Genomic DNA, 25,300 nt, shown 5'->3' on the forward strand with positions numbered 1-25,300 from the left:
TCTGGAGAACGTGCCTAATCAGTCGCGTCCCAAGGTCAAGAAGAGCCGCGCGCTCGGCATTGCGCTGACGCCGAAGGCGGTCAAGTACTTCGAGGCCCGCCCCTACCCGCCGGGCGAGCACGGCCGCGGCCGCAAGCAGAACTCGGACTACAAGGTCCGTCTGCTCGAGAAGCAGCGTCTGCGCGCCCAGTACGACATCAGCGAGCGCCAGATGGCGCGTGCCTACGACCGCGCCAAGAAGGCCGAGGGCAAGACGGGCGAGGCGCTCGTCGTCGAGCTCGAGCGTCGCCTCGACGCCCTGGTCCTGCGCTCGGGTATCGCCAAGACGATCTACCAGGCCCGCCAGATGGTCGTCCACGGCCACATCGAGGTCAACGGTGGCAAGGTCGACAAGCCGTCGTTCCGTGTCCGTCCGGACGACATCGTCATGGTCCGCGAGCGCAGCCGCGAGAAGTACCCCTTCCAGGTTGCCCGCGAGGGTGGTTACGACACCGACGGTGAGACCCCGCGCTACCTGCAGGTGAACCTGAAGGCCCTGGCCTTCCGCCTTGACCGGGACCCGAACCGCAAGGAAATCCCCGTGATCTGCGACGAGCAGCTCGTCGTCGAGTACTACGCCCGCTGATCCAGGCGTAGCCGCTCTTCACCAGCGCTCAGGCCCGCCCCTTCCCGATGCCGGGGAGGCGGCGGGCTTTCGCGTCTTCCCCGCCTGGGACGGCAGCCCCGGCGGGTCCTGCCCCTCCGGGCCGCCCTCCGCCTCCCGTGCGCCGGACCGGTCCGCCAGCGCCCTGGCCACCACCGCGTCCATGCCCAGCTGCCGGCCCGCGCGCCGCCCGGAGGCGTATCGCGCCTCGCCCAGCTCGTGACGCGACAGCTCCTCGCACCGGGCCCGCGGCCCGCCGTAGTACGCCGAACCGAACAGCGGCAGCCCCACCGACGGCCAGATCTGTTCGGCGGCCCCCTGCAGCACGGCGGCCTCCGCCGCATCGCCCTCGACCACGGTGACGAGCGCCAGCAGCTCCAGCGCGAGCACCGTGCCGAGGCGGTCGTGGAAGGTATGGCTGATGGCCAGCGACTTCCCGAGCAGTTCCCGGGCCCGGCCGGGACGGCCGCGCTGCAGCGAGGCGAAGGCCAGCACGTAGAGCGCGTAGCTGAGCGTCCACTGCTCCCCGTGGTCCTCGCAGATGTCCCGGACCTCCTCGCAGATCACCACCGCGCGGTCCAGATCGCCCTGGAACCCGACCGCCATGGCCAGCTCGACCTGCGCCATCAGTACGTTGCTGTTCAGCTCGCCGAGCTCCCGGTAGCGGACGAGAGCCTCCTGCAGCAGTTCGTCCGCGCGCGCCATGTCGTCCGTGACCAGGGCCAGGCACCCGGTGCGGTGCACCGCGTACGCCGACGCCACCGCGTCCCCCGTCAGCTCCGCCTCCTCCCGGCACTCGGTGAGCGCCGAGATCGCGCCCACCGGATCGCCCTGGAGCACCGCGACGTACCCGAGCACCCACAGCGCCTTCAGCCGCGAGGAGTCGTACGGCGTCTCCTCCTCCAGTACGTGGTCCAGCCAGTGCCGCCCCTCCGAGAGACGGCCGCAGCCGACCCACAGGAACCAGAGGGTGCCCGCCAGGTACTGCGCGAGATGCGCCTCCTCCGGGCACTCCAGCGAACACTCCATGGCCCGCCGCAGATTCGGCAGCTCGCTCTCCACCCGCGCCGCCACCTCGGCCTGCCGGGGACTGAACCAGTCGAGCTCGCACCAGGTCGCGAGCCCCAGGAACCAGTCCCGGTGACGGCGGCGCAGCCGGTCCGTGTCGCCGGTGGCCGTGAGCCACTCGGCGCCGTACTCGCGCACCGTGTCCAGCATCCGGTAGCGGGTGCCGGCCGCGGAGTCCTCCCGGAGCACGACCGACTGGGACAGCAGCCCGGACAGCACGTCCAGCACCGAGTCGGCCGGGAGGTCGGGGCCGCTGCAGATGTACTCGACCGCCTCCAGGTCGAACTGCCCGGCGAACACCGAGAGCCGGGCCCACAGCAGCCGCTGCTCCGGGGCGCACAGCTCATGGCTCCAGCCGATGGCGGTGCGGAGCGTCTGGTGGCGGGCGAGCGCGCTGCGGCTGCCGCCGGTCAGCAGCCGGAAGCGGTCGTCGAGCCGTTGCAGCACCTGCTCCGTCGACAGGGCGCGCAGCCGGCCGGCCGCCAGTTCCAGCGCCAGCGGAATCCCGTCGAGCCGCCGGCACAGCTCGCGGGCGGCGGCCCGGGTGTGCTCGGTCAGCCGGAAGTCCGGCTGCACCGAGGCCGCGCGCTCGGTGAAGAGCAGCAGGGCGTCCTCGTCGTTCATCGTCGCGAGCGGGTAGCCGGCCTCCCCGTCGAGCTCCAGCGGCAGCCGGCCGGCCGCCAGCACCCGCAGCCGCGGGGCCCGGCGCAGCAGGTCCCGTACCAACTCCGCGCAGGCGTCGACGAGATGCTCGAAACCGTCGATCACCAGGAGCAGCCTGCGCTCGGCACAGTGTTCGAGGAGTGTCGTGCGCGGCGGGCTGTTGGTGTGGTCGCTGAGTCCCAGCGCATCGACCAGCGCGTGCTCCAGCAGCGCCGGATCGTGGACGGCGGACAGCTCCACCAGCCAGACCCCGTCGCAGTACCGTTTCTCCAGCAGTGCCGCCGCCCTGGTCACCAGCCGGGACTTGCCGACCCCGCCCACCCCGACCACGGTGACGAGCCGGGACTCCTCCAGCAGCCGGGCGAGATCGGCCAACTCGCCGTCACGTCCCACGAATCTGTTCAGTTCCGCCGGGAGATTGCCCGGGTGACAGGGGGCCGGAGCGTCGGGAGAGGTGGCCGGAGGACCCGAATCGTCGGGGGAGGGGCAGGGGCGCTGAGGGCGTCGCATGAAACACGCAGAGTACTGGCCCGAAAGCGCTCCGTACAATCTCGTTGCGGGAACTCCCACCGGGCCCGCCCGCAATGCGGTACAAGGCGCGAGCCCCGGCGCGATAGGCTCGGGGGACGGTGAGCGGCCGCCGCTGCGGCCCTCGCCGAAGAGCAGAGATCAAGACAGAGACAGACGACAAGCCAGAGAGCGGTGCACTGTGTCCGGTGGTGAGGTGGCCGGGATCCTGGTGGCCGTCTTCTGGGCGATCCTGGTTTCGTTCCTCGCCGTCGTGCTGGTGAGGCTCGCCCAGACGCTCAGGGCGACCACGAAACTCGTGGCGGACGTGACCGAACAGGCCGTCCCGCTGCTCGCCGACGCCTCCGCGACCGTGCGTTCCGCGCAGACCCAGCTCGACAAGGTCGACGCGATCGCGACGGACGTCCAGGAGGTCACCTCCAACGCCTCGGCCCTCTCGTCCACCGTCGCCTCCACCTTCGGCGGCCCGCTGGTCAAGGTCGCGGCGTTCGGTTACGGGGTCCGCCAGGCCATCGGCCGCAAGACCGGTCCCGAACCGGAAGGGCGCTCCCGGCGCTCGGTGATCGTCGGCCGGACCGTGCCGTCCGCGCGTGGCAAGAAGCGCAACGGCAGAAACTCCCGCGGATCGAAGGACTGACGCAGCGATGTTCCGCCGTACGTTCTGGTTCACCGCCGGCGCAGCCGCCGGCGTCTGGGCCACCGCCAAGGTCAACCGGAAGATCAAGCAGCTGACCCCGGAGAGCCTCGCGGCGCAGGCCGCGGACAAGGCGCTCGTGGCCGGTCACAAGCTCAAGGACTTCGCCCTGGACGTCCGCGAGGGCATGGTCAGGCGCGAAGCCGAACTGGGCGAGGCGCTGGGGCTCGAAGCCCCCGTCGACCCCGATCTCCCCGTGCAGCGCCACTTCGCCGTCGAGGCCGAACCCCGGGAATCCCGCAGGCTTCCCCCCTCGTCACGCACCTACAACTCGTACAACCGGAATGAGGACCACTGATGGAGTCGGCTGAAATTCGCCGCCGCTGGCTGAGCTTCTACGAGGAGCGCGGTCACACCGTTGTCCCTTCGGCGTCGCTCATCGCGGACGACCCGACTCTGCTGCTGGTCCCGGCCGGCATGGTGCCGTTCAAGCCGTACTTCCTCGGTGAGGTCAAGCCGCCCGCCCCGCGCGTCACCAGCGTGCAGAAGTGCGTCCGCACGCCGGACATCGAAGAGGTCGGCAAGACCACCCGGCACGGCACGTTCTTCCAGATGTGCGGGAACTTCTCCTTCGGCGACTACTTCAAGGAAGGCGCCATCGAGTACGCCTGGGAGCTGCTCACCGGCTCCGTGGCGGACGGCGGCTTCGGCCTCGACCCCGAGCGGCTGTGGATCACGGTCTACCTCGACGACGACGAGGCCGAGCAGATCTGGCGCGACAAGATCGGCGTCCCGGCCGAGCGCATCCAGCGCCTGGGCAAGAAGGACAACTTCTGGTCCATGGGCGTCCCCGGACCCTGCGGCCCGTGCTCCGAGATCAACTACGACCGCGGTCCCGAGTTCGGCGTCGAGGGCGGCCCGGCCGTCAACGACGAGCGGTACGTGGAGATCTGGAACCTGGTCTTCATGCAGTACGAGCGCGGCGCGGGCGACGGCAAGGACGACTTCCCGATCCTCGGCGACCTGCCCTCCAAGAACATCGACACCGGCCTCGGCCTCGAACGCCTCGCGATGATCCTGCAGGGCGTGCAGAACATGTACGAGACCGACACCCTGCGCGTCGTCATGGACCGGGCCACCGAGCTGACCGGTGTGCGCTACGGCGCCGCCGCCGGCACCGACGTCTCGCTCCGCGTGGTCGCCGACCACATCCGCACCTCGGTCATGCTGATCGGCGACGGCGTCACCCCCGGCAACGAGGGCCGCGGCTACGTGCTGCGCCGCATCATGCGCCGCGCCATCCGCAACATGCGGCTGATGGGAGCCACCGGCTCGGTCGTCAGCGAGCTCGTCGACGTCGTGATCAACACGATGGGGCAGCAGTACCCCGAGCTGGTCACCGACCGCAAGCGCATCGAGACCGTCGCGCTCGCCGAGGAAGCCGCCTTCCTGAAGGCCCTCAAGGGCGGCACCAACATCCTGGAGACCGCCGTCACCGAGACCAAGGCCGCCGGCGGCCAGGTCCTCGCCGGTGACAAGGCGTTCCTGCTCCACGACACCTGGGGCTTCCCCATCGACCTCACCCTGGAGATGGCCGCCGAACAGGGCCTGTCCGTGGACGAGGACGGATTCCGCCGTCTGATGCAGGAGCAGCGGGACAAGGCCAAGGCCGACGCCAGGGCCAAGAAGACCGGTCACGCCGACCTGTCCGCCTACCGCGAGGTGGCCGACAACTCCGGTGTCACCGAGTTCACCGGCTACACCTCCACCGAGGGCGAGTCGACGATCGTCGGCCTCCTCGTCGACGGTGTCCCCTCGCCCGCCGCCTCCGAGGGCGACGACATCGAGGTCGTCCTGGACCGCACCCCGTTCTACGCCGAGGGCGGTGGCCAGCTCGCCGACCAGGGGCGGATCCGGCTCGACAACGGCGCCGTCATCCAGGTGCGCGACGTCCAGCAGCCCGTCCCCGGCGTCTCCGTGCACAAGGGCTCGGTCCAGGTCGGCGAGGTGACGGTCGGCGCCTCAGCGCTCGCCACCATCGACAACACCCGCCGCCGCGCCATCGCCCGCGCCCACAGCGCGACCCACCTCACGCACCAGGCGCTGCGCGACGCGCTCGGCCCGACGGCCGCCCAGGCCGGTTCGGAGAACTCCCCGGGCCGCTTCCGCTTCGACTTCGGTTCACCCGCCGCCGTACCCGGCACGGTCCTCGTCGACGTCGAGCAGAAGATCAACGAGGTCCTCTCGCGGGAGCTCGACGTGCAGGCCGAGGTCATGTCGATCGACGACGCGAAGAAGCAGGGCGCGATCGCCGAGTTCGGCGAGAAGTACGGCGAGCGGGTCCGCGTCGTCACCATCGGCGACTTCTCCAAGGAGCTGTGCGGCGGCACGCACGTCCACAACACCGCCCAGCTCGGTCTGGTGAAACTGCTCGGCGAGTCGTCCATCGGTTCCGGTGTCCGCCGCATCGAGGCCCTCGTCGGCGTCGACGCGTACAACTTCCTCGCCAAGGAGCACACGGTCGTCGCCCAGCTCCAGGAGCTGGTCAAGGGCCGCTCCGAGGAGCTCCCGGAGAAGATCGCCGGCATGCTCGGCAAGCTGAAGGACGCCGAGAAGGAGATCGAGAAGTTCCGCGCGGAGAAGGTCCTCGCGGCCGCCGCCGGACTGGTCGACTCCGCCAAGGACGTACGGGGCGTCGCCCTGGTCACCGGTCAGGTGCCGGACGGCACCTCCGCCGACGACCTGCGCAGGCTCGTCCTCGACGTCCGTGGGCGCATCCAGGGCGGCCGGCCGGCCGTCGTGGCCCTGTTCACCACGGCCAACGGACGCCCGCTGACCGTCATCGCCACCAACGAGGCCGCCCGCGAGCGCGGTCTCAAGGCCGGTGACCTGGTCCGCACCGCGGCCAAGACCCTCGGCGGCGGTGGCGGCGGCAAGCCGGACGTCGCGCAGGGCGGCGGTACCAACGCGGACGCCATCGGGGACGCTGTCGCCGCTGTCGAACGCCTCGTCACCGAGACGGCGTGACGCCGGACATGACGCAGATGCGCCGCGGTCGCCGGCTGGCGATCGACGTCGGGGACGCCCGGATCGGGGTCGCCTCGTGCGACCCCGACGGGATCCTCGCCACGCCGGTGGAGACCGTGCCGGGACGCGACGTCCCGGCCGCCCACCGGCGGCTCGGCCAGATCGTGGCGGAGTACGAGCCGATCGAGGTCATCGTCGGTCTGCCCCGGTCCCTGGGCGGCGGCGAGGGACCGGCCGCGGCCAAGGTCCGCGCGTTCACCGACGTGCTCGCCCGCGCGGTTGCACCCATTCCGGTGCGATTGCTGGACGAGAGGATGACCACAGTGACGGCCAGTCAGGGCCTGCGCGCATCGGGCGTGAAGTCCAAAAAGGGCCGATCCGTCATCGATCAGGCTGCCGCTGTGGTGATCCTTCAGAACGCTCTGGAGTCCGAACGGGCTTCGGGCAATCCACCCGGCGAGGGCGTCGAAGTGGTTGTCTGATCGCGATACGGTAACGTTCCGCGCGATGCGGCGGGTGTTCGAACAAACACCGCACAGCGAAGAGACGGAACGTCGTCTCGCGGCTCAAGGGGATCGATGACTGAGTATGGCCGGGGCCCCGGCTCCGAACCGTGGCATCCCGAGGACCCCTTGTACGGGGACCAGGGATGGGGAGGCCAGCAGCCTGCCCACGGCCAGAGCCAGTACGACGGCCGGCAGCAGCCCTACCCGTCGCAGGATCCGTACGCCCAGCAGCACCCGCAGCAGGATCAGCAGCACCAGCAGGACCCCTACGCGCAGCAGCACCAGCAGGACCCGTACGCCCAGCAGCCGCAGTACCAGCAGCAGCCCCCGTACGGCGCGCAGCAGGACCCGTACGCCCAGCAGCCTCCCTACAACGGCGGCTGGGACACCGGTCAGCAGCCCGCCGCGATGCCGTACGAGGGCCAGCAGGCCGCCCCGTACGGCTACGGCGAGACGAACGACTACTACGGCACCCCCGAGGCCTACCCGCCCCCGCAGCCCCCGGGCCGCCGTGAGGCCGCGCCGGAACAGGCCCCCGCGCAGCACCCCGACTGGGACCCGGAGGTCCAGCCGGAGGAGACGCACCCCTTCTTCACCGGCGCGGACGACGGCGACGCCAAGGACGACGACTCCTACGACGACGGCCCGCGTGAGTCCCGCCGCGGGAACGGGGACGGCGAGCGCCGCGGCAAGGGCAAGAAGAAGAAGGGCCGCAGCGGCTGCGCCTGCCTGGTCGTCTCCCTCGTCCTGGTCGGCGGTCTCGGCGGCGCGGGTTATGTCGGTTACTCCTTCTACAAGGACAAGTTCGGCGCGGCCCCCGACTACGCGGGCAGCGGCTCGGGCTCGGTCGAGGTGGAGATCCCCAAGGGCGCGTACGGCTACGACATCGGCAACATCCTGAAGAAGGCCGGCGTCGTCAAGAGCGTCGACGCGTTCGTCTCCGCGCAGAACGAGAACCCCAAGGGGAAGTCGATCCAGGCGGGCGTCTACCTCCTCCACTCGGAGATGTCTGCGTCCGAGGCCGTGAAGATGATGGTCGACCCGAAGAGCCAGAACCTTCTGGTGATTCCCGAGGGAACGCGCAATGTCGCCGTCTACGCGATGGTCGACAAGAAGCTGAACCTCAAGAAGGGCACGACCGAGGACATCGCCAAGTCCAAGAAGTCCGACCTGGGCCTGCCCGGCTGGGCGAGCAAGAACAAGGACATCAAGGACCCGCTGGAAGGATTCCTCTACCCGGCCGCGTATCCGGTGACGAAGGAGACCAAGCCGGAGGCGATCCTCAAGAAGATGGTCTCGCGGTCGAACGAGGAGTACGACAAGCTCGATCTCGCGGGCGCGGCCAAGAAGCACAATCTGGACGGTCCCTGGCAGATGCTCACGGCGGCCAGCCTGGTCCAGGCGGAAGGCAAGACGCACGACGACTTCCGCAAGATGGCGGAGGTCATCTACAACCGTCTCAAGCCGACCAATACCGAGACGAATCAGTACCTTCAGTTCGACTCGTCGTTCAATTACCTCAACAAGCAGAGCAAGATCAATATCACCCTGGAAGAGATCCGTAAGAACAAGGATCCGTACAACACGTACACCAGGCAGGGTCTTACCCCCGGACCCATCGGGAACCCCGGGAACGAAGCACTGGCGGCCGCTCTGAATCCGACCAACGACGGCTGGATCTACTTCGTGGCCACCGACGGTGAGCACAAGACCGAGTTCGCCAAGACCTACAAAGAGTTCCTGAAGCTCAAGGAAAAGTTCGATGGCCTCGACTGACGGGCACAGGAGGGCAGCCGTCCTCGGCTCGCCCATCGCCCACTCCCTCTCCCCGGTCCTGCACCGGGCCGCGTACGCCGAGCTCGGCCTCGACGGCTGGTCGTACGACCGGTTCGAGATCGACGAGCAGGCGTTGCCCGGCTTCGTCGCGGGTCTGGACGGCAGCTGGGCCGGGCTCTCCCTCACCATGCCGCTGAAGCGGGCGATCATCCCGCTGCTGGACGAGATCAGCGAGACCGCCTCCTCGGTCGAGGCGGTGAACACGGTGGTCCTCACCGAGGACGGCCGGCGCCTCGGGGACAACACCGATATCCCCGGCATGATCGCCGCCCTGCGCGAACGCGGTGTCGAGAAGACCGAGTCCGCCGCCGTCCTCGGTGCCGGAGCCACGGCCTCGTCCGCCCTCGCCGCGCTCTCGCGGATCTGCACCGGACCGGTCACGGCCTACGTCCGCAGCCGCGCGCGCGGTGACGAGATGCGCGGCTGGGGCGAGCGGCTCGGGGTCGATGTGCGGATCGCCGACTGGGCGGAGGCCGAGCAGGCGCTGCACGCCCCGCTGGTCATCGCGACGACACCGGCCGGAGCGACGGACGGGCTGACGGACGCCGTACCGGAGCATCCCGGCACGCTCTTCGACGTGCTGTACGAGCCCTGGCCCACCGGACTCGCAGCCGCCTGGACGGCCCGCGAAGGCGCAGTCGTCGGAGGTCTTGACCTTCTGGTGCACCAGGCCGTTCTTCAGGTGGAACAGATGACGGGACGCTCGCCCGCCCCGCTGGCCGCCATGCGGCAGGCCGGCGAGCAGGCGCTGGCAGCCCGCTGACCCCGCTTCCCGCCGGCCCGTCCCGTCCGTCTGATGGACCGGCGGCGGGCTGCGGTCCCCGGCCGTGGGAGGATCGGGGGCGGCGGGCCAGGGCCGCGCACCCGGTCGCGCCGTATGCAGTTACAGGCGCGAGCATGAGGAGCACCGTTGAGCAGGTTGCGCTGGCTGACCGCCGGAGAGTCGCACGGCCCCGCACTGGTGGCGACGCTGGAGGGTCTTCCCGCCGGTATCCCCGTCACCACGGAGATGGTGGCGGACGCGCTCGCCAGGCGACGGCTCGGATACGGGCGCGGCGCCCGGATGAAGTTCGAGAAGGACGAGGTCACCTTCCTCGGCGGGGTGCGGCACGGGCTGACCATGGGCTCGCCCGTCGCCGTCATGGTGGGCAACACCGAGTGGCCCAAGTGGGAGCAGGTCATGTCGGCCGATCCGGTCGACCCCGACGTGCTGGCCGCCCAGGCCCGTAACGCCCCGCTGACCCGCCCCCGGCCCGGCCACGCCGACCTCGCCGGCATGCAGAAGTACGGCTTCGACGAGGCCCGGCCGATCCTGGAGCGCGCCAGTGCCCGGGAGACCGCGGCGCGCGTCGCCCTCGGGGCCGTCGCCCGGTCGTACCTCAAGGAGACGGCCGGCATCGAGATCGTCAGCCATGTCGTCGAGCTGGCCGCCGCGAAGGCGCCGTACGGCGTCTACCCCGTGCCCGCCGACGTCGACAAGCTCGACGCCGACCCGGTGCGCTGCCTCGACGCCACCGCGAGCAAGCAGATGGTCGCCGAGATCGACCAGGCCCACAAGGACGGCGACACGCTCGGCGGTGTGGTCGAGGTGCTGGCGTACGGAGTGCCGGTCGGCCTCGGTTCGCACGTGCACTGGGACCGCCGCCTCGACGCCCGGCTCGCCGCCGCGCTCATGGGCATCCAGGCCATCAAGGGCGTCGAGGTCGGCGACGGCTTCGACCTGGCCCGGGTGCCGGGTTCGCAGGCGCACGACGAGATCCTGGTGACCGACGACGGGATCAGGCGTGCCTCCGGCCGCTCCGGCGGCACCGAGGGCGGACTGACCACCGGCGAGCTGCTGCGCGTCCGCGCCGCGATGAAGCCGATCGCGACCGTGCCCCGCGCGCTGGCCACGGTCGACGTGCAGACCGGTGAGCCGGCCAAGGCGCACCACCAGCGCTCCGATGTCTGCGCCGTTCCGGCCGCAGGGATCGTCGCCGAGGCGATGGTCGCGCTGGTCCTCGCCGACGCGGTCGCGGAGAAGTTCGGCGGCGACAGCGTCACCGAGACCCACCGCAACGTCCAGTCGTACCTCGACCACCTCCAGATCCGATGAGCCGTCCGCTGATCGTCCTGGTCGGGCCGATGGGCGTCGGCAAGTCCACGGTCGGTGAACTGCTCGCCGCCCGGCTGGGCACCGGCTACCGGGACACCGACGCCGACGTCGTCGCCACCGCGGGCAAGCCGATCTCCGAGATCTTCTACGACGAGGGCGAGGACCACTTCCGCGCCCTCGAACGGCAGGCCGTCCGGGCCGCGGTCGCCGAGCACGGGGGAGTCCTCTCGCTCGGCGGCGGCGCCGTCCTCGACGAGGAGACGCGCGCCCTGCTCGCGGACCATGCCGTCGTCTACCTCTCGATGGACGTCGACGAGGCGGTCAAGCGGGTCGGGCTGAACACCGCGCGCCCGCTGCTCGCCGTGAACCCGCGCCGGCAGTGGCGCGAACTCATGGAGGCCCGCCGCCACCTCTACACGGAGGTGGCCCGTGCGGTCGTCGCGACCGACGAGCGCACACCGGAAGAGGTCGCGCAGGCGGTCCTCGACGCACTGGAGCTGCCGGACGCGCCGTCCGGCCGGGAGACACGAACGATGACCGACCAGGCACCCATCCGCATCCAGATCGCCGGCAGCGCGGGCACCGACCCGTACGAGGTACTGATCGGCCGGCAGCTCCTGGCCGAACTGCCCACGCTCATCGGCACCCGGGCCAAGCGCGTCGCGGTCCTGCACCCCGAGGCACTCGCCGAGACCGGCGAGGCGGTCCGCCAGGACCTCGCGGACCAGGGCTACGAGGCCATCGCGATCCAGCTGCCCAACGCGGAGGAGGCCAAGACCGTCGAGGTCGCGGCCTACTGCTGGAAGGCGCTCGGCCAGACCGGCTTCACCCGCACCGACGTCATCGTCGGCATCGGCGGCGGCGCCACCACGGACGTCGCGGGCTTCGTCGCCGCCTCCTGGCTGCGCGGAGTGCGCTGGATCGCCGTACCGACGACCGTGCTCGGCATGGTCGACGCCGCCGTCGGCGGGAAGACCGGCATCAACACCGCCGAGGGCAAGAACCTCGTCGGCGCCTTCCACCCGCCCGCCGGGGTCCTGTGCGACCTGGCCGCGCTGGACTCGCTGCCGGTCAACGACTACGTCTCCGGCATGGCCGAGATCATCAAGGCCGGCTTCATCTCCGACCCGGTGATCCTCGACCTCGTCGAGGCCGACCCGCAGGGCGCGCGCACACCGGCCGGACCGCACACCTCCGAGCTGATCGAGCGGGCCATCCGGGTCAAGGCCGAGGTCGTCTCCAGCGACCTCAAGGAGTCCGGACTCCGCGAGATCCTCAACTACGGCCACACGCTGGCCCACGCGATCGAGAAGAACGAGCGCTACAAGTGGCGCCACGGCGCCGCCGTCTCCGTCGGCATGGTCTTCGCCGCCGAACTGGGCCGGCTCGCCGGACGCCTGGACGACGCCACCGCCGACCGGCACCGCGCCGTCCTGGAGTCCGTCGGACTGCCGCTCACCTACCGCGGCGACCAGTGGCCCAAGCTGCTGGAGAACATGAAGGTCGACAAGAAGTCCCGCGGCGACCTGCTGCGCTTCATCGTCCTGGACGGTCTCGGCAAGCCCACCGTCCTGGAGGGCCCCGACCCGGCGATTCTGCTCGCCGCCTACGGCGAGGTGTCGGCGTGACCCGCAGGGTGTTCGTCCTCAACGGACCCAACCTCGGCCGGCTGGGCTCCCGCGAGCCCGACGTCTACGGAGCCACTTCGTACGCCGGACTCGTCGAAGCCTGCCGCACCCTCGGCAAGGAGCTCGGCTTCGACGTCGACGTCCGCGAGACGAACGACGAGGGCGAGCTGATCCGCTGGCTCCACGAGGCCGCGGACGGTTCAATTCCGGTCGTTCTCAACCCGGGTGCCTTCACGCACTACTCGTACGGGATGCGGGACGCGGCAGCCCAGCGCACCGCGCCGCTGATCGAGGTGCACATCTCGAATCCGTACGCACGGGAGGAATTCCGCCACACCTCCGTGGTCGCGCCCGTGGCCACCGGGACCGTGGCCGGATTCGGTATCGGCTCCTACCGGCTCGCCCTGCGGGCGCTCGCGGACGAACTGACGGACTGACGCACCACCGCACCCGGAGGCCGGCCGGCCTCCGGGGCACTCCGGACCAGCCCCGGCCGTTCCCTCTGTGGCGGCCGGGGGCGGTACGGTTGCCGTTCCACCAGCGCCAGTTGCCTGTACGAGACGGAGTGCCACCGGATGCCGCACGCAGTGGGGGCACCGCTGCCGCCGCCCCAGGGACACGGAAACGACCCTGTCGGCTGGTCGCACCAGGCCCAGCACCCCGGCCACCAGGGCCCGCCGGTACCGCCGGCCGGTCCGCCCGCCCAGCCCCCGGCCGGTCATCCCGGCCCGCCGCCGGCCGGCCCGCCCGTTCCACCGCCGGCCACCCCGCCCGCCCACCAGGGCCAGAGCCAGGGCCAGGCGCCGGGCCAGGGCTGGAGCGGGCCCGCACCGCACCACGCCCCGGCCCCTGTCTCCCGGGAGACCACCGGGCACATCCAGCTGCCGCCGGGCGGGCCCGTGGGGCTGCCCGCACCGCCCGCCGAGCCCGGCACCGGCACCGCGACCCTCGCCGTGCTCCTGATCGGCCCGGCAGGCGCCGGGAAGACCACCGTGGCCAAGCTCTGGGCCAGCAGGCGCCGCGTCCCCACCGCCCACGTCAGCCTCGACGACGTCCGCGAGTGGGTCTGCACCGGCTTCGCCGACCCGCAGGCGGGGTGGAACGACCAGTCCGAGGCCCAGTACCGCCTGGCCCGCCGCACCTGCGGCTTCGCCGCCCGCAATTTCCTGGCCAACGGCATCTCCTGCATCCTCGACGACGCCGTCTTCCCGGACCGGCCCGTGGTCGGTCTGGGCGGCTGGAAGCGCCATGTCGGCCCCGGACTGCTGCCCGTCGTCCTGCTCCCGGGCCTGGAGATCGTCCTGGAGCGCAACGCCGCCCGCAGCGGCAACCGCCGCCTCTCCGACGAGGAGGTCGCCCGGATCCACGGCCGGATGGCCGGCTGGTACGGCTCCGGACTGCCGATCATCGACAACTCCACGTACGACGTGGAGACCACCGCGCGCGTCCTGGACGACATACTCGCCCGCTCCATAGCGAGCCCCCCGGCCTGGTGAGCCGGCGCCCGGCACGGGCGTCCGACGGCTGAGAGAGCCGTTCCACGGTCGGGTGCGCTGGCCGGGCGGGCCGGCTCCCGCGCTCGTACGCTCGATGTATGTCAGAGGTGTACGCCGTCCGCCGCGGGCTGCTCCGCGACCGGTGCGCCGCAGTCGGATCCGCGGCCGCCCTGGTCTCCCGCCCCGCCAATGTCCGCTACCTGGCGGGCGGAGCGCCCCCGGGTGCCGTGCTGCTGCTCGGCCCCGACGAGGACGTTCTGCTCTGCCCGCGCCCCCCGACCGGTGATCCGGGCGACGGGCGTACCGACGACCACCTGCGGGTGGATCTGCTGCCGGTGACCGGGGGCGATCCCGTGGTCGCCGCCGCTGGGCTGGCCACCGCCGGGGGAGCGGAGTCCCTGGCCGTCGAGGAACACGATCTGACGGTCGCCCGGCACCGGGCCATGGCCTCGGTCGCCCCGAAGCTCCGGCTGGCCGACCTCGGAGCCACCGTCGAGCAGCTGCGCATCGTCAAGGACGAGGAGGAGATCGGCTGCCTGCGGATCGCCGCCGAGATCACCGACCAGGCGCTGGGCGAGCTCCTCGAATCGATCCTCGTGGGCCGCACCGAGCGGCATCTCGCGCTGGAGCTGGAGCGCCGGCTGGTGGACCACGGCGCCGACGGTCCTGCCTTCGTGACGTCCGTCGCCACCGGTCCCAACTCCGGCCGGGGCCGTCACAGGCCCTCGGACCGACGGGTCGAGGAAGGAGATTTCCTCTCCGTCTGCCTCGGTGCGAACTACCGCGGCTACCGGTGCGAGATCGGCCGCACCTTCGTCATCGGCACGGCTCCGGCGGACTGGCAGATCGAGCTCTACGACCTGGTTTTCGCCGCTCAGCGGGCCGGACGCGAGGCGCTGGTGCCCGGCGCCGCCTACCGTGACGTGGACCGTGCGGCCCGTCATGTCCTGGACTCCGCGGGCCACGGTGAGGGCCTCGCACCCTGGACCGGGCACGGGGTGGGGCTCGAAATCGACGAGGACCCGCAGCTGGCACCCGCTGCCATGGGTAAACTGGACGCTTGTGTGCCGGTCACCGTCGAACCGGGGGTTCACCTCCCTGGCCGGGGCGGGGTCCGGATCGATGACACGCTCGTCGTGCGCCCCGAGGCGGACGGCGGACCCGAGCTACTCACCATTACGACCAAGGAGCTGCTCGCGCTCTAGCGCGCATCCTCGGTCGTTCCACCAGCTTCAGTCCAGGAGATTCCGCAACCGTGGCTTCCACGAACGACCTCAAGAACGGCCTGGTGCTCAAGCTCGACGGAGGCCAGCTCTGGTCCGTCGTCGAGTTCCAGCACGTCAAGCCCGGCAAGGGCCCTGCCTTCGTGCGCACCAAGCTCAAGAACGTGCTCTCCGGCAAGGTCGTCGACAAGACGTTCAACGCCGGCGTGAAGGTCGAGACGGCCACCATTGACCGGCGCGACATGCAGTTCTCGTACATGGACGGCGAGTACTTCGTCTTCATGGACATGGACACGTACGACCAGCTGATGGTCGACCGCAAGTCCGTCGGCGACGCCGCCAACTTCCTGATCGAGGGCTTCACCGCCTCCGTCGCCCAGCACGAGGGCGAGGTGCTCTACGTCGAGCTGCCGGCCGCCGTCGAGCTGACCATCCAGCACACGGACCCGGGCGTCCAGGGCGACCGGTCCACCGGTGGCACCAAGCCGGCCACGCTGGAGACCGGCTACGAGATCGGTGTCCCGCTCTTCATCACCACCGGTGAGAAGATCAAGGTCGACACCCGCTCGGGCGATTACCTCGGCCGGGTGAACAGCTAACCGTGGCTGCCCGGAACACGGCCCGCAAGCGTGCCTTCCAGATCCTCTTCGAGGCCGACCAGCGCGGTGAGTCCGTGCAGACGGTCCTCGCGGACTGGGTCCGGCACTCGCGGTCCGACACCCGTCAGCCGCCGGTCACCGAGTACACGATGGAACTCGTCGAGGGGTACGCGCAGTACGCGGACCGCATCGACGACCTCATCGTCACCTACGCCGTGGACTGGGAGATCGACCGCATGCCGGTCGTCGACCGGAACATCCTGCGGCTCGGTGCGTACGAGCTGATCTGGGTGGACGCGACACCCGACGCGGTGGTGATCGACGAGGCGGTGCAGATCGCCAAGGAGTTCTCCACCGATGACTCCCCGTCCTTCGTGAACGGCCTGCTGGCCCGTTTCAAGGAGCTCAAGCCGAACCTGCGCCGGGAGCAGTAGCCCCCGGCGGTGTTCTGCCGACGAAGGGCCCATGGTCGCGAGACCATGGGCCCTTCGGCATGCCCGGCCTTCCGGGGGACGGTCCGGAAAACGGAAACGCCGGGTCCGGCGGGGCGCCCGGAGAGGGCCCCGCCGACCCGGCGGTACGTTTCTGCAGGGGTGGTCAGCCCTCGTCGTGAGCGACCGCGCGGCGCGCGTCCGCGTCCAGGACGCCCCAGCTGATCAGCTGCTCCGTGAGTACGGACGGCGACTGGTCGTAGATCACGGCCAGGGTGCGCAGGTCGTCCTGGCGGATCGAGAGCACCTTGCCGTTGTAGTCGCCGCGCTGGCTCTGGATCGTCGCCGCGTAGCGCTGCAGGGGTCCGGCCTTCTCCGGCGGGACGTGGGCGAGGCGCTCGAGCTGGAGAACGAGCTTCGGCGGCGGCTCGGCGGCCCCGCCGGGCGTCGTGCCGGGCAGGAGCTCCTGCACCGGAACGCCGTAGAAGTCAGCCAGCTCGGCAAGGCGCTGGACGGTGACGGCGCGGTCGCCGCGCTCGTACGAGCCGACCACGACGGCCTTCCAGCGGCCCTGCGACTTCTCCTCCACGCCGTGGAGGGAGAGGCCCTGCTGGGTGCGGATGGCGCGGAGCTTGGCCCCGAGCTGTTTTGCGTATTCGCTGGACATAAGGCTCCCCGGACGCTGGAACATTGTGCGGCTCCGCCGCGTGGCTGGTAACTCACTGTGAGGTTACGCAGCGTTACTTGGGTGCGTCAAGCTGAATGGTCCGTACCGGCACCTCCCGGGGGTGGGGCAAGGCCCCTGCTCAGGCCCTGGTAACGTGGATGACGCAATTTCGACGTCCTTTAAGATCCGTCCAGTGAGGCGGAGAAGGAGGTCCGTTTCTTATGGACGCACAGCACGACGCCACCGGCAATGCGGCACGCCCCGTTCTCGAGGCCCCCGACATCGCCCGAGTACTGACCCGTATCGCCCACGAGATCGTCGAACGCGCCAAGGGCGCCGACGACGTGGTGCTCCTCGGCATCCCGACCCGGGGCGTCTTCCTCGCCCGCAGGCTCGCCGACAAGCTCGAAGAGATCACCGGCCGGAAGATGCCGGTCGGCTCGCTCGACATCACCATGTACCGCGACGACCTCCGGATGCGCCCCGCACGCGCCCTGGCACGCACCGAGATCCCCGGCGAGGGCATCGAGGGCCGCCTGGTCGTCCTGGTCGACGACGTCCTCTTCTCCGGCCGCACGATCCGCGCCGCTCTCGACGCGCTCGGCGACATCGGCCGGCCCCGCGCGGTGCAGCTCGCGGTCCTCGTCGACCGCGGACACCGCGAACTCCCGATCCGCGCCGACTACGTCGGCAAGAACCTCCCCACGTCGCTGCGGGAGACGGTCAAGGTCCAGCTCGCCGAGGAGGACGGCCGCGACGCCGTGCTGCTCGGGGTCGAGCAGGCCGCCCCGGCGGTCGAGCAGTAGCTGCCCCTTCCGTACGGCCCGCCTGCCGTACGGCGGCTTCCGCACGCCCGCACGCCTGTACCCTCCAGCCACCCGGAGAACACCCAGATGAAGCGCCACCTCATCTCGGCCGCCGACCTCACCCGCGACGACGCCGTCCTGATCCTCGACACCGCCGAGGAGATGGCCAGGGTCGCGGACCGGCCGATCAAGAAGCTCCCGACCCTGCGCGGCCGTACCGTCGTCAACCTCTTCTTCGAGGACTCGACGCGTACCCGCATCTCCTTCGAGGCGGCCGCCAAGCGGCTGTCCGCCGACGTCATCAACTTCTCCGCCAAGGGCTCCTCCGTATCCAAGGGCGAGTCGCTCAAGGACACCGCGCTGACCCTGGAGGCGATGGGCGCCGACGCCGTCGTCATCCGGCACGGCGCCTCCGGCGCCCCGTACCGGCTGGCCACCTCCGGCTGGATCGACGGCGCGGTCGTCAACGCGGGCGACGGCACCCACGAGCACCCCACCCAGGCCCTGCTGGACGCCTTCACCATGCGCCGCAGGCTGGTCGGGCACGACACCGGACTCGGCAAGGACCTCGACGGCCGCCGGATCACGATCGTCGGCGACATCCTGCACAGCCGGGTCGCCCGCTCCAACGTCCACCTGCTCACCACCCTCGGCGCCCACGTCACCCTGGTGGCCCCGCCCACGCTGGTCCCCGTCGGCGTCGAGCAGTGGCCCTGCGACATCAGCTACAGCCTCGACGACGTGCTGCCGAAGTCGGACGCTGTGATGATGCTCCGTGTGCAGCGTGAGCGGATGAACGCCGCCTACTTCCCCACCGAGCGCGAGTACTCCCGCCGCTACGGCCTGGACGGCGAGCGGATGGCGAAGATGCCCGAGCACGCCATCGTCATGCACCCCGGCCCGATGGTCCGCGGCATGGAGATCACCGCCGAGGTGGCCGACTCCGACCGCTGCACGGTCGTCGAGCAGGTCGCCAACGGCGTCTCGATCCGCATGGCCGTGCTCTACCTGCTGCTCGGCGGCTCGGAGCCCGCCGCAGCTTCCCACCCGTCGCCCGCCGCCCGTACCGAGGAGAACAAGTAACCATGAGCAAGATCCTTATCCGCGGCGCGAAGATCCTCGGCGGCGAGCCCCAGGACGTCCTCATCGACGGCGAGACCATCGCCGCAGTCGGCACCGGACTCGACGCGGGCGACGCCACCGTCATCGAGGCGGCGGGCCAGGTCCTGCTGCCCGGCCTGGTCGACCTCCACACCCATCTGCGCGAGCCCGGCCGCGAGGACTCCGAGACCGTCCTGACCGGCACCAAGGCCGCCGCGGTCGGCGGCTTCACCGCCGTCCACGCCATGGCCAACACCTTCCCCGTGGCCGACACTGCCGGCGTCGTCGAGCAGGTCTGGCGGCTCGGCAAGGAGTCCGGCTACTGCGACGTGCAGCCCATCGGCGCCGTCACCGTCGGCCTGGAGGGCAAGCAGCTCGCCGAGCTCGGCGCCATGCACGACTCGGCCGCCGGAGTGAAGGTCTTCTCCGACGACGGCAAGTGCGTCGACGACGCGGTGATCATGCGCCGCGCCCTGGAGTACGTGAAGGCGTTCGACGGGGTCGTCGCCCAGCACGCCCAGGAGCCCCGCCTCACCGAGGGCGCCCAGATGAACGAGGGCATCGTCTCGGCCGAGCTCGGACTCGGCGGCTGGCCCGCCGTCGCCGAGGAGTCGATCATCGCCCGCGACGTCCTGCTCGCCGCCCACGTCGGCTCCCGGGTGCACATCTGCCACCTGTCGACCGCAGGCTCCGTCGAGATCGTCCGCTGGGCCAAGTCCAAGGGCTGGAACGTCACCGCCGAGGTCACCCCGCACCACCTGCTCCTCACCGACGAGCTCGTCCGGTCCTACAACCCGGTCTACAAGGTGAACCCGCCCCTGCGCACCGAGGCCGACGTGCTGGCCCTGCGCGAGGCCCTCGCCGACGGCACCATCGACTGCGTCGCCACCGACCACGCCCCGCACCCGCACGAGGACAAGGACTGCGAGTGGGCCGCGGCCGCCATGGGCATGGTGGGCCTGGAGACCGCACTCTCCGTCGTCCAGCAGACGATGGTGGAGACCGGACTCCTCGACTGGGCCGGTGTCGCCGACCGCATGTCCTCGCGCCCCGCAGCCATCGGACGCCTCGAAGGACACGGCCGGCCCGTCTCGGAGGGCGAGCCCGCCAACCTCACCCTGGTCGATCCGGCATACCGTGGAGTCGTGGACCCCGCGGGATTCGCCTCCCGCAGCCGCAACACCCCCTACGAGGGGCGCGAGCTGCCGGGCCGAGTGACCCACACCTTCCTGCGGGGCCGTGCCACGGTCGTCGACGGGAAGCTCGCGTGACAACACTCAGCCCCACCCACCAGCTGCTCCACCTGGCCGCCGAGCAGAAGTCGGCGGAAGTGACCGACTGGTCCGCCCGCATCAGCTGGGTGATCGGACTGGTCGTCCTCATCGCGTTCGTCTACTGGCTGATGCGCCAGGGATGGAAGTGGCGCGGGAGCCTCCAGTCCGGTCTCTCCGACCTCGCGACCACCCCCGAAGGCTTCGCCGACGGCGAGAAGCTCCTCACCCTGACCGGGCGCTACCACGCCTCGACGACGGCCGGGCAGTGGCTCGACCGCATCGTCGCCCACGGCCTCGGCACCCGCAGCCGCGTCGAGCTCACCCTCACCGAACAGGGCCTCGACGTCGTACGGCCCGGCGCGGCGGACTTCTTCGTCCCCGCCGCCGACCTGCGCGAGGCCAGGACCGACAAGGCACTCGCAGGCAAGGTCCTGCCCGAGGGCGGACTCCTGGTCATCACCTGGGCGCTCGGCGACCAGCTGATCGACTCCGGATTCCGCTCCGACCACTCGGCCGAGCACCCCGCCTGGGTCGAAGCCGTCAACCACCTCACCAGCACTACGGAAGGCACCGCACGATGACGATCTCCACCCGGGGAGCCGCCAAAGCTCCCGCCGTACTCGTCCTGGAGGACGGCCGCGCCTTCCGCGGCCGCGCCTACGGGGCTGTGGGGGAGACCTTCGGCGAGGCGGTGTTCTCCACCGGCATGACCGGCTACCAGGAGACGCTGACCGACCCCTCGTACCACCGCCAGGTCGTCGTGATGACCGCCCCGCACGTCGGCAACACCGGTGTGAACGACGAGGACCCCGAGTCCCGGCAGATCTGGGTCGCCGGCTACGTCGTCCGCGACCCCGCCCGCGTGCCCTCCAACTGGCGCTCTCAGCGCTCGCTCGACGAGGAACTCGCCGGCCAGGGCGTCGTCGGCATCAGCGGCATCGACACCCGCGCCCTCACCCGCCACCTGCGCGAGCGCGGCGCCATGCGCGTCGGCATCTTCTCCGGCGACACCCTCGCCGACGACGAGACGCTGCTCGCCAAGGTGCGCCGGGCGCCCGAGATGAGCGGCGCCGACCTCTCCGCGGAGGTCGCCACCAAGGAGACGTACGTCGTCCCCGCGATCGGCACCAAGAAGTTCACCGTCGCCGCGATCGACCTCGGCATCAAGGGCATGACCCCGCACCGGATGGCCGAGCGCGGCATCGAGGTGCACGTGCTGCCCGCCACCGCCACCCTGGAGGAGGTGTACGCGGTGCGGCCCGACGGCGTCTTCTTCTCCAACGGACCCGGCGACCCGTCCACCGCCGACCACCCCGTCTCCGTCATGCAGGGCGTCCTGGAGCGGAAGACCCCGCTCTTCGGCATCTGCTTCGGCAACCAGATCCTGGGCCGCGCGCTCGGCTTCGGCACGTACAAGCTGAAGTACGGCCACCGCGGCATCAACCAGCCCGTGCAGGACCGCTCGACCGGCAAGGTCGAGGTCACCGCGCACAACCACGGCTTCGCCGTCGACGCCCCGCTCGACAAGGTCTCCGACACCGCCTACGGGCGTGCCGAGGTCTCCCACGTCTGCCTGAACGACCAGGTCGTCGAGGGCCTCCAGCTCCTCGACCGGCCGGCCTTCAGCGTCCAGTACCACCCCGAAGCAGCCGCCGGCCCGCACGACGCCGCGTACCTCTTCGACCGTTTCGTCACCCTGATGGAGGGCCAGCGTGCCTAAGCGCTCCGATATCCAGTCCGTCCTGGTCATCGGCTCCGGTCCGATCGTCATCGGCCAGGCCGCCGAGTTCGACTACTCCGGCACCCAGGCCTGCCGCGTCCTCAAGGCCGAGGGCCTGCGCGTCATCCTGGTGAACTCCAACCCGGCGACGATCATGACCGACCCGGAGATCGCCGACGCCACCTACGTCGAGCCGATCACCCCCGAGTTCGTCGAGAAGATCATCGCCAAGGAGCGCCCCGACGCGCTGCTCCCCACCCTGGGCGGCCAGACCGCGCTCAACACCGCGATCTCCATGCACGAGAACGGTGTCCTGGAGAAGTACGGCGTCGAGCTCATCGGCGCCAACGTCGAGGCCATCAACAAGGGCGAGGACCGCGACCTCTTCAAGGGCGTCGTCGAGGCCGTCAAGGCGAAGATCGGATACGGCGAGTCCGCCCGCTCCGTCATCTGCCACACGATGGACGACATCATCGAGGGCGTCGACACCCTCGGCGGCTACCCCGTCGTCGTCCGCCCCTCCTTCACCATGGGCGGCGCCGGCTCCGGCTTCGCCCACGACGAGGACGAGCTGCGCCGCATCGCCGGACAGGGCCTCATGCTCTCCCCGACCACCGAGGTGCTCCTGGAGGAGTCCATCCTCGGCTGGAAGGAGTACGAGCTGGAGCTGATGCGCGACAAGAACGACAACGTCGTGGTCGTCTGCTCCATCGAGAACTTCGACCCGATGGGCGTCCACACGGGTGACTCGATCACCGTCGCCCCGGCGATGACGCTCACCGACCGCGAGTACCAGCGGCTGCGCGACATCGGCATCGCGATCATCCGCGAGGTCGGCGTCGACACCGGCGGCTGCAACATCCAGTTCGCCATCGACCCGGCCGACGGCCGCGTCATCGTGATCGAGATGAACCCGCGCGTCTCCCGCTCCTCGGCGCTGGCGTCGAAGGCCACCGGCTTCCCGATCGCCAAGATCGCCGCCAAGCTGGCCGTCGGCTACACGCTCGACGAGATCCCCAACGACATCACCGAGAAGACGCCGGCCTCCTTCGAGCCGACGCTCGACTACGTCGTGGTCAAGGCCCCTCGCTTCGCCTTCGAGAAGTTCCCCTCCGCCGACTCCACCCTCACCACCACCATGAAGTCGGTGGGCGAGGCCATGGCGATCGGCCGGAACTTCACCGAGGCGCTCCAGAAGGCGCTGCGCTCCCTGGAGAAGAAGGGCTCGCAGTTCGCCTTCACCGGCGAGCCCGGCGACAAGGCGGAGCTGCTGGCCGAGGCGGTCCGCCCGACCGACGGCCGGATCAACACCGTCATGCAGGCGATCCGGGCCGGCGCCACCCAGGAGGAGGTCTTCGAGTTCACGAAGATCGACCCCTGGTTCGTCGACCAGCTCTTCCTGATCAAGGAGATCGCCGACGAGCTGGCCGCCGCCGACAAGCTCGTCCCCGAACTGCTGGCCGACGCCAAGCGGCACGGCTTCTCGGACGCGCAGATCGCCGAGATCCGCGGCCTGCGCGAGGACGTCGTCCGCGAGGTCCGGCACGCGCTCGGTATCCGCCCGGTCTACAAGACGGTCGACACCTGCGCCGCCGAGTTCGCCGCGAAGACGCCGTACTTCTACTCCTCCTACGACGAGGAGAGCGAGGTCGCGTCCCGCACCAAGCCCGCGGTGATCATCCTCGGCTCCGGCCCCAACCGCATCGGCCAGGGCATCGAGTTCGACTACTCCTGCGTCCACGCCTCCTTCGCCCTGAGCGACGCCGGCTTCGAGACCGTGATGGTCAACTGCAACCCGGAGACGGTCTCCACCGACTACGACACCTCCGACCGCCTGTACTTCGAGCCGCTGACGCTGGAGGACGTGCTGGAGATCGTGCACGCCGAGTCCCTCGCGGGCCCGATCGCGGGTGTCATCGTCCAGCTCGGCGGCCAGACCCCGCTCGGCCTGGCGCAGGCGCTCAAGGACAACGGCGTGCCCGTCGTCGGCACCTCCCCGGAGGCGATCCACGCCGCAGAGGACCGCGGCGCCTTCGGCCGCGTGCTCGCCGAGGCCGGCCTGCCCGCCCCCAAGCACGGCACCGCGACCACCTTCGCCGAGGCCAAGGCCATCGCCGACGAGATCGGCTACCCCGTCCTCGTACGCCCGTCGTACGTGCTCGGCGGCCGTGGCATGGAGATCGTGTACGACGAGACCCGGCTCTCCTCGTACATCTCCGAGTCCACCGAGATCAGCCCCACCCGGCCGGTCCTGGTCGACCGCTTCCTCGACGACGCGATCGAGATCGACGTCGACGCGCTCTACGACGGCACCGAGCTCTACCTCGGCGGCGTCATGGAGCACATCGAGGAGGCCGGTATCCACTCCGGCGACTCCGCCTGCGCCCTGCCCCCGATCACACTCGGCGGCTACGACATCAAGCGGCTGCGCGCCTCCACCGAGGGCATCGCCAAGGGCGTCGGCGTCCGCGGACTGATCAACATCCAGTTCGCGCTCTCCGGGGACATCCTCTACGTCCTCGAAGCCAACCCGCGCGCCTCGCGCACCGTCCCCTTCACCTCGAAGGCGACCGCGGTGCCGCTCGCGAAGGCCGCCGCCCGCATCTCGCTGGGCGCGACCGTCGCGGAGCTGCGCGAGGAGGGCCTGCTGCCCAGGCACGGCGACGGCGGCACCCTGCCGCTGGACGCCCCGATCTCCGTCAAGGAGGCCGTCATGCCGTGGTCGCGCTTCCGCGACATCCACGGCCGCGGCGTCGACACGGTGCTGGGCCCGGAGATGCGCTCCACCGGCGAGGTCATGGGCATCGACTCGGTCTTCGGCACGGCGTACGCCAAGTCGCAGGCCGGCGCCTACGGCCCGCTGCCCACCAAGGGCCGCGCCTTCATCTCCGTCGCCAACCGCGACAAGCGCTCGATGATCTTCCCGGCCCGCGAGCTGGTCGCCCACGGCTTCGAGCTGATGGCCACCTCCGGCACCGCCGAGGTGCTCAAGCGCAACGGCATCAACGCCACCATCGTGCGCAAGCAGTCCGAGGGCGAGGGCCCGAACGGCGAGAAGACGATCGTCCAGCTGATCCACGACGGCGAGGTCGACCTCATCGTCAACACGCCGTACGGGACCGGCGGCCGGCTCGACGGCTACGAGATCCGCACCGCGGCCGTCGCCCGGTCCGTGCCGTGCCTCACCACCGTCCAGGCGCTCGCCGCGGCGGTCCAGGGCATCGACGCACTCAACCACGGGGACGTGGGCGTCAGGTCGCTCCAGGAACACGCGGAGCATCTGACCGCGGCCCGCGACTAGAGAAGCCAGCAGGGGGACACCGGAAACGGTGTCCCCCTCTTCATGAGGACACCG

22 protein-coding genes are annotated in these 25,300 nt (G+C 70.6%); 20 read left to right on the forward strand and 2 right to left on the reverse strand.

The window, feature by feature from the left end; translation table 11 throughout:
• Positions 1-10 precede the first annotated feature (10 nt).
• Positions 11-625: a 30S ribosomal protein S4 gene (rpsD, locus tag OG521_32760; protein WUW25272.1), complete on the forward strand. Its 615-nt coding sequence runs from the start codon at positions 11-13 to the stop codon at positions 623-625.
• 18 nt (positions 626-643) lie between these two features.
• On the opposite strand, the gene OG521_32765 is transcribed toward rpsD, so the two are convergent.
• Positions 644-2,884, reverse strand: a complete 2,241-nt coding sequence (locus tag OG521_32765; GenBank protein WUW25273.1) for an AAA family ATPase — start codon at positions 2,882-2,884, stop codon at positions 644-646.
• Between the two features lie 214 nt (positions 2,885-3,098).
• Here OG521_32765 and OG521_32770 point away from each other — a divergent pair, with 214 nt between their 5' ends.
• From OG521_32770 to nusB, 13 genes are all read left to right on the forward strand, one after another.
• Positions 3,099-3,539: a DUF948 domain-containing protein gene (locus OG521_32770; protein ID WUW26883.1), complete on the forward strand. Its 441-nt coding sequence runs from the start codon at positions 3,099-3,101 to the stop codon at positions 3,537-3,539.
• A 7-nt stretch (positions 3,540-3,546) separates the two neighbouring features.
• Entirely contained in the window at positions 3,547-3,894 is a 348-nt protein-coding gene (locus OG521_32775; protein WUW25274.1) for a DUF6167 family protein, read from the forward strand.
• Positions 3,894-6,563 (forward strand): alanine--tRNA ligase, encoded by a 2,670-nt coding sequence (gene alaS / locus OG521_32780; protein ID WUW25275.1) that lies wholly within the window; start codon positions 3,894-3,896, stop codon positions 6,561-6,563. The genes OG521_32775 and alaS overlap by 1 nt, the downstream gene beginning before the upstream one ends.
• Positions 6,564-6,571: 8 nt before the next feature.
• Positions 6,572-7,045: a Holliday junction resolvase RuvX gene (gene ruvX, locus OG521_32785; protein ID WUW26884.1), complete on the forward strand. Its 474-nt coding sequence runs from the start codon at positions 6,572-6,574 to the stop codon at positions 7,043-7,045.
• Positions 7,046-7,141: 96 nt separating this feature from the next.
• The gene (gene mltG, locus OG521_32790) at positions 7,142-8,845 is read left to right on the forward strand and encodes an endolytic transglycosylase MltG (protein ID WUW25276.1); all 1,704 of its coding nucleotides are present in this window, start codon (positions 7,142-7,144) and stop codon (positions 8,843-8,845) included.
• Complete coding sequence (locus tag OG521_32795; GenBank protein WUW25277.1) at positions 8,832-9,668, forward strand: shikimate dehydrogenase; 837 nt, start codon at positions 8,832-8,834, stop codon at positions 9,666-9,668. Before mltG ends, OG521_32795 begins: the two co-directional genes overlap by 14 nt.
• A 147-nt stretch (positions 9,669-9,815) precedes the next feature.
• Positions 9,816-11,000 carry a chorismate synthase gene (gene aroC / locus OG521_32800; GenBank protein ID WUW25278.1) on the forward strand — a complete coding sequence of 395 codons (1,185 nt, stop codon included), beginning with the start codon at positions 9,816-9,818 and terminating at the stop codon, positions 10,998-11,000.
• Positions 10,997-12,628 (forward strand): 3-dehydroquinate synthase, encoded by a 1,632-nt coding sequence (gene aroB, locus OG521_32805; GenBank protein WUW25279.1) that lies wholly within the window; start codon positions 10,997-10,999, stop codon positions 12,626-12,628. The genes aroC and aroB overlap by 4 nt, the downstream gene beginning before the upstream one ends.
• Complete coding sequence (gene aroQ / locus OG521_32810; GenBank protein WUW25280.1) at positions 12,625-13,065, forward strand: type II 3-dehydroquinate dehydratase; 441 nt, start codon at positions 12,625-12,627, stop codon at positions 13,063-13,065. The genes aroB and aroQ overlap by 4 nt, the downstream gene beginning before the upstream one ends.
• 138 nt (positions 13,066-13,203) lie before the next feature.
• Entirely contained in the window at positions 13,204-14,124 is a 921-nt protein-coding gene (locus OG521_32815; GenBank protein ID WUW25281.1) for an ATP-binding protein, read from the forward strand.
• 98 nt (positions 14,125-14,222) lie between these two features.
• Positions 14,223-15,329 carry an aminopeptidase P family protein gene (locus OG521_32820; GenBank protein WUW25282.1) on the forward strand — a complete coding sequence of 369 codons (1,107 nt, stop codon included), beginning with the start codon at positions 14,223-14,225 and terminating at the stop codon, positions 15,327-15,329.
• 50 nt (positions 15,330-15,379) lie between these two features.
• Positions 15,380-15,946 (forward strand): elongation factor P, encoded by a 567-nt coding sequence (gene efp, locus OG521_32825; GenBank protein WUW25283.1) that lies wholly within the window; start codon positions 15,380-15,382, stop codon positions 15,944-15,946.
• 2 nt (positions 15,947-15,948) lie between these two features.
• Positions 15,949-16,380: a transcription antitermination factor NusB gene (nusB, locus tag OG521_32830; GenBank protein ID WUW25284.1), complete on the forward strand. Its 432-nt coding sequence runs from the start codon at positions 15,949-15,951 to the stop codon at positions 16,378-16,380.
• 163 nt (positions 16,381-16,543) lie between these two features.
• Here nusB and bldD read toward each other — a convergent pair whose 3' ends face one another.
• A complete protein-coding gene (gene bldD, locus OG521_32835) occupies positions 16,544-17,044 on the reverse strand; it encodes a transcriptional regulator BldD (protein WUW25285.1) in 501 nt (166 codons plus the stop codon).
• Between the two features lie 221 nt (positions 17,045-17,265).
• On the opposite strand from bldD, the gene pyrR reads away from it, so the two are divergent.
• The 6 genes from pyrR (at position 17,266) to carB (ending at position 25,246) form a co-directional block, all read left to right on the forward strand.
• The gene (pyrR, locus tag OG521_32840; protein ID WUW25286.1) at positions 17,266-17,850 is read left to right on the forward strand and encodes a bifunctional pyr operon transcriptional regulator/uracil phosphoribosyltransferase PyrR; all 585 of its coding nucleotides are present in this window, start codon (positions 17,266-17,268) and stop codon (positions 17,848-17,850) included.
• Between the two features lie 87 nt (positions 17,851-17,937).
• Entirely contained in the window at positions 17,938-18,933 is a 996-nt protein-coding gene (locus OG521_32845; GenBank protein WUW25287.1) for an aspartate carbamoyltransferase catalytic subunit, read from the forward strand.
• Between the two features lie 2 nt (positions 18,934-18,935).
• Positions 18,936-20,222, forward strand: a complete 1,287-nt coding sequence (locus tag OG521_32850; protein ID WUW25288.1) for a dihydroorotase — start codon at positions 18,936-18,938, stop codon at positions 20,220-20,222.
• Positions 20,219-20,806: a hypothetical protein gene (locus OG521_32855; GenBank protein WUW25289.1), complete on the forward strand. Its 588-nt coding sequence runs from the start codon at positions 20,219-20,221 to the stop codon at positions 20,804-20,806. Before OG521_32850 ends, OG521_32855 begins: the two co-directional genes overlap by 4 nt.
• On the forward strand, positions 20,803-21,945 hold the full coding sequence (gene carA / locus OG521_32860) for a glutamine-hydrolyzing carbamoyl-phosphate synthase small subunit (protein WUW25290.1): 1,143 nt from the start codon (positions 20,803-20,805) through the stop codon (positions 21,943-21,945). Before OG521_32855 ends, carA begins: the two co-directional genes overlap by 4 nt.
• Positions 21,938-25,246 carry a carbamoyl-phosphate synthase large subunit gene (gene carB, locus OG521_32865; GenBank protein WUW25291.1) on the forward strand — a complete coding sequence of 1,103 codons (3,309 nt, stop codon included), beginning with the start codon at positions 21,938-21,940 and terminating at the stop codon, positions 25,244-25,246. The genes carA and carB overlap by 8 nt, the downstream gene beginning before the upstream one ends.
• Positions 25,247-25,300: the final 54 nt, after the last annotated feature.

Origin of the sequence: Streptomyces sp. NBC_01463 (assembly GCA_036227345.1) — a bacterium.
Lineage (GTDB): Bacteria > Actinomycetota > Actinomycetes > Streptomycetales > Streptomycetaceae > Streptomyces.

Coding starts and splice junctions, on each gene's coding strand:
- OG521_32815 (WUW25281.1), top strand. CDS start 13,204: ATGCCGCACGCAGTGGGGGCACCGCTGCCGCCGCCCCAGGGACACGGA.
- OG521_32795 (WUW25277.1), top strand. CDS start 8,832: ATGGCCTCGACTGACGGGCACAGGAGGGCAGCCGTCCTCGGCTCGCCC.
- mltG (WUW25276.1), top strand. CDS start 7,142: ATGACTGAGTATGGCCGGGGCCCCGGCTCCGAACCGTGGCATCCCGAG.
- ruvX (WUW26884.1), top strand. CDS start 6,572: ATGACGCAGATGCGCCGCGGTCGCCGGCTGGCGATCGACGTCGGGGAC.
- aroB (WUW25279.1), top strand. CDS start 10,997: ATGAGCCGTCCGCTGATCGTCCTGGTCGGGCCGATGGGCGTCGGCAAG.
- pyrR (WUW25286.1), top strand. CDS start 17,266: ATGGACGCACAGCACGACGCCACCGGCAATGCGGCACGCCCCGTTCTC.
- bldD (WUW25285.1), bottom strand. CDS start 17,044: ATGTCCAGCGAATACGCAAAACAGCTCGGGGCCAAGCTCCGCGCCATC.
- alaS (WUW25275.1), top strand. CDS start 3,894: ATGGAGTCGGCTGAAATTCGCCGCCGCTGGCTGAGCTTCTACGAGGAG.
- OG521_32820 (WUW25282.1), top strand. CDS start 14,223: ATGTCAGAGGTGTACGCCGTCCGCCGCGGGCTGCTCCGCGACCGGTGC.
- OG521_32765 (WUW25273.1), bottom strand. CDS start 2,884: ATGCGACGCCCTCAGCGCCCCTGCCCCTCCCCCGACGATTCGGGTCCT.
- OG521_32850 (WUW25288.1), top strand. CDS start 18,936: ATGAGCAAGATCCTTATCCGCGGCGCGAAGATCCTCGGCGGCGAGCCC.
- OG521_32845 (WUW25287.1), top strand. CDS start 17,938: ATGAAGCGCCACCTCATCTCGGCCGCCGACCTCACCCGCGACGACGCC.
- carA (WUW25290.1), top strand. CDS start 20,803: ATGACGATCTCCACCCGGGGAGCCGCCAAAGCTCCCGCCGTACTCGTC.
- OG521_32775 (WUW25274.1), top strand. CDS start 3,547: ATGTTCCGCCGTACGTTCTGGTTCACCGCCGGCGCAGCCGCCGGCGTC.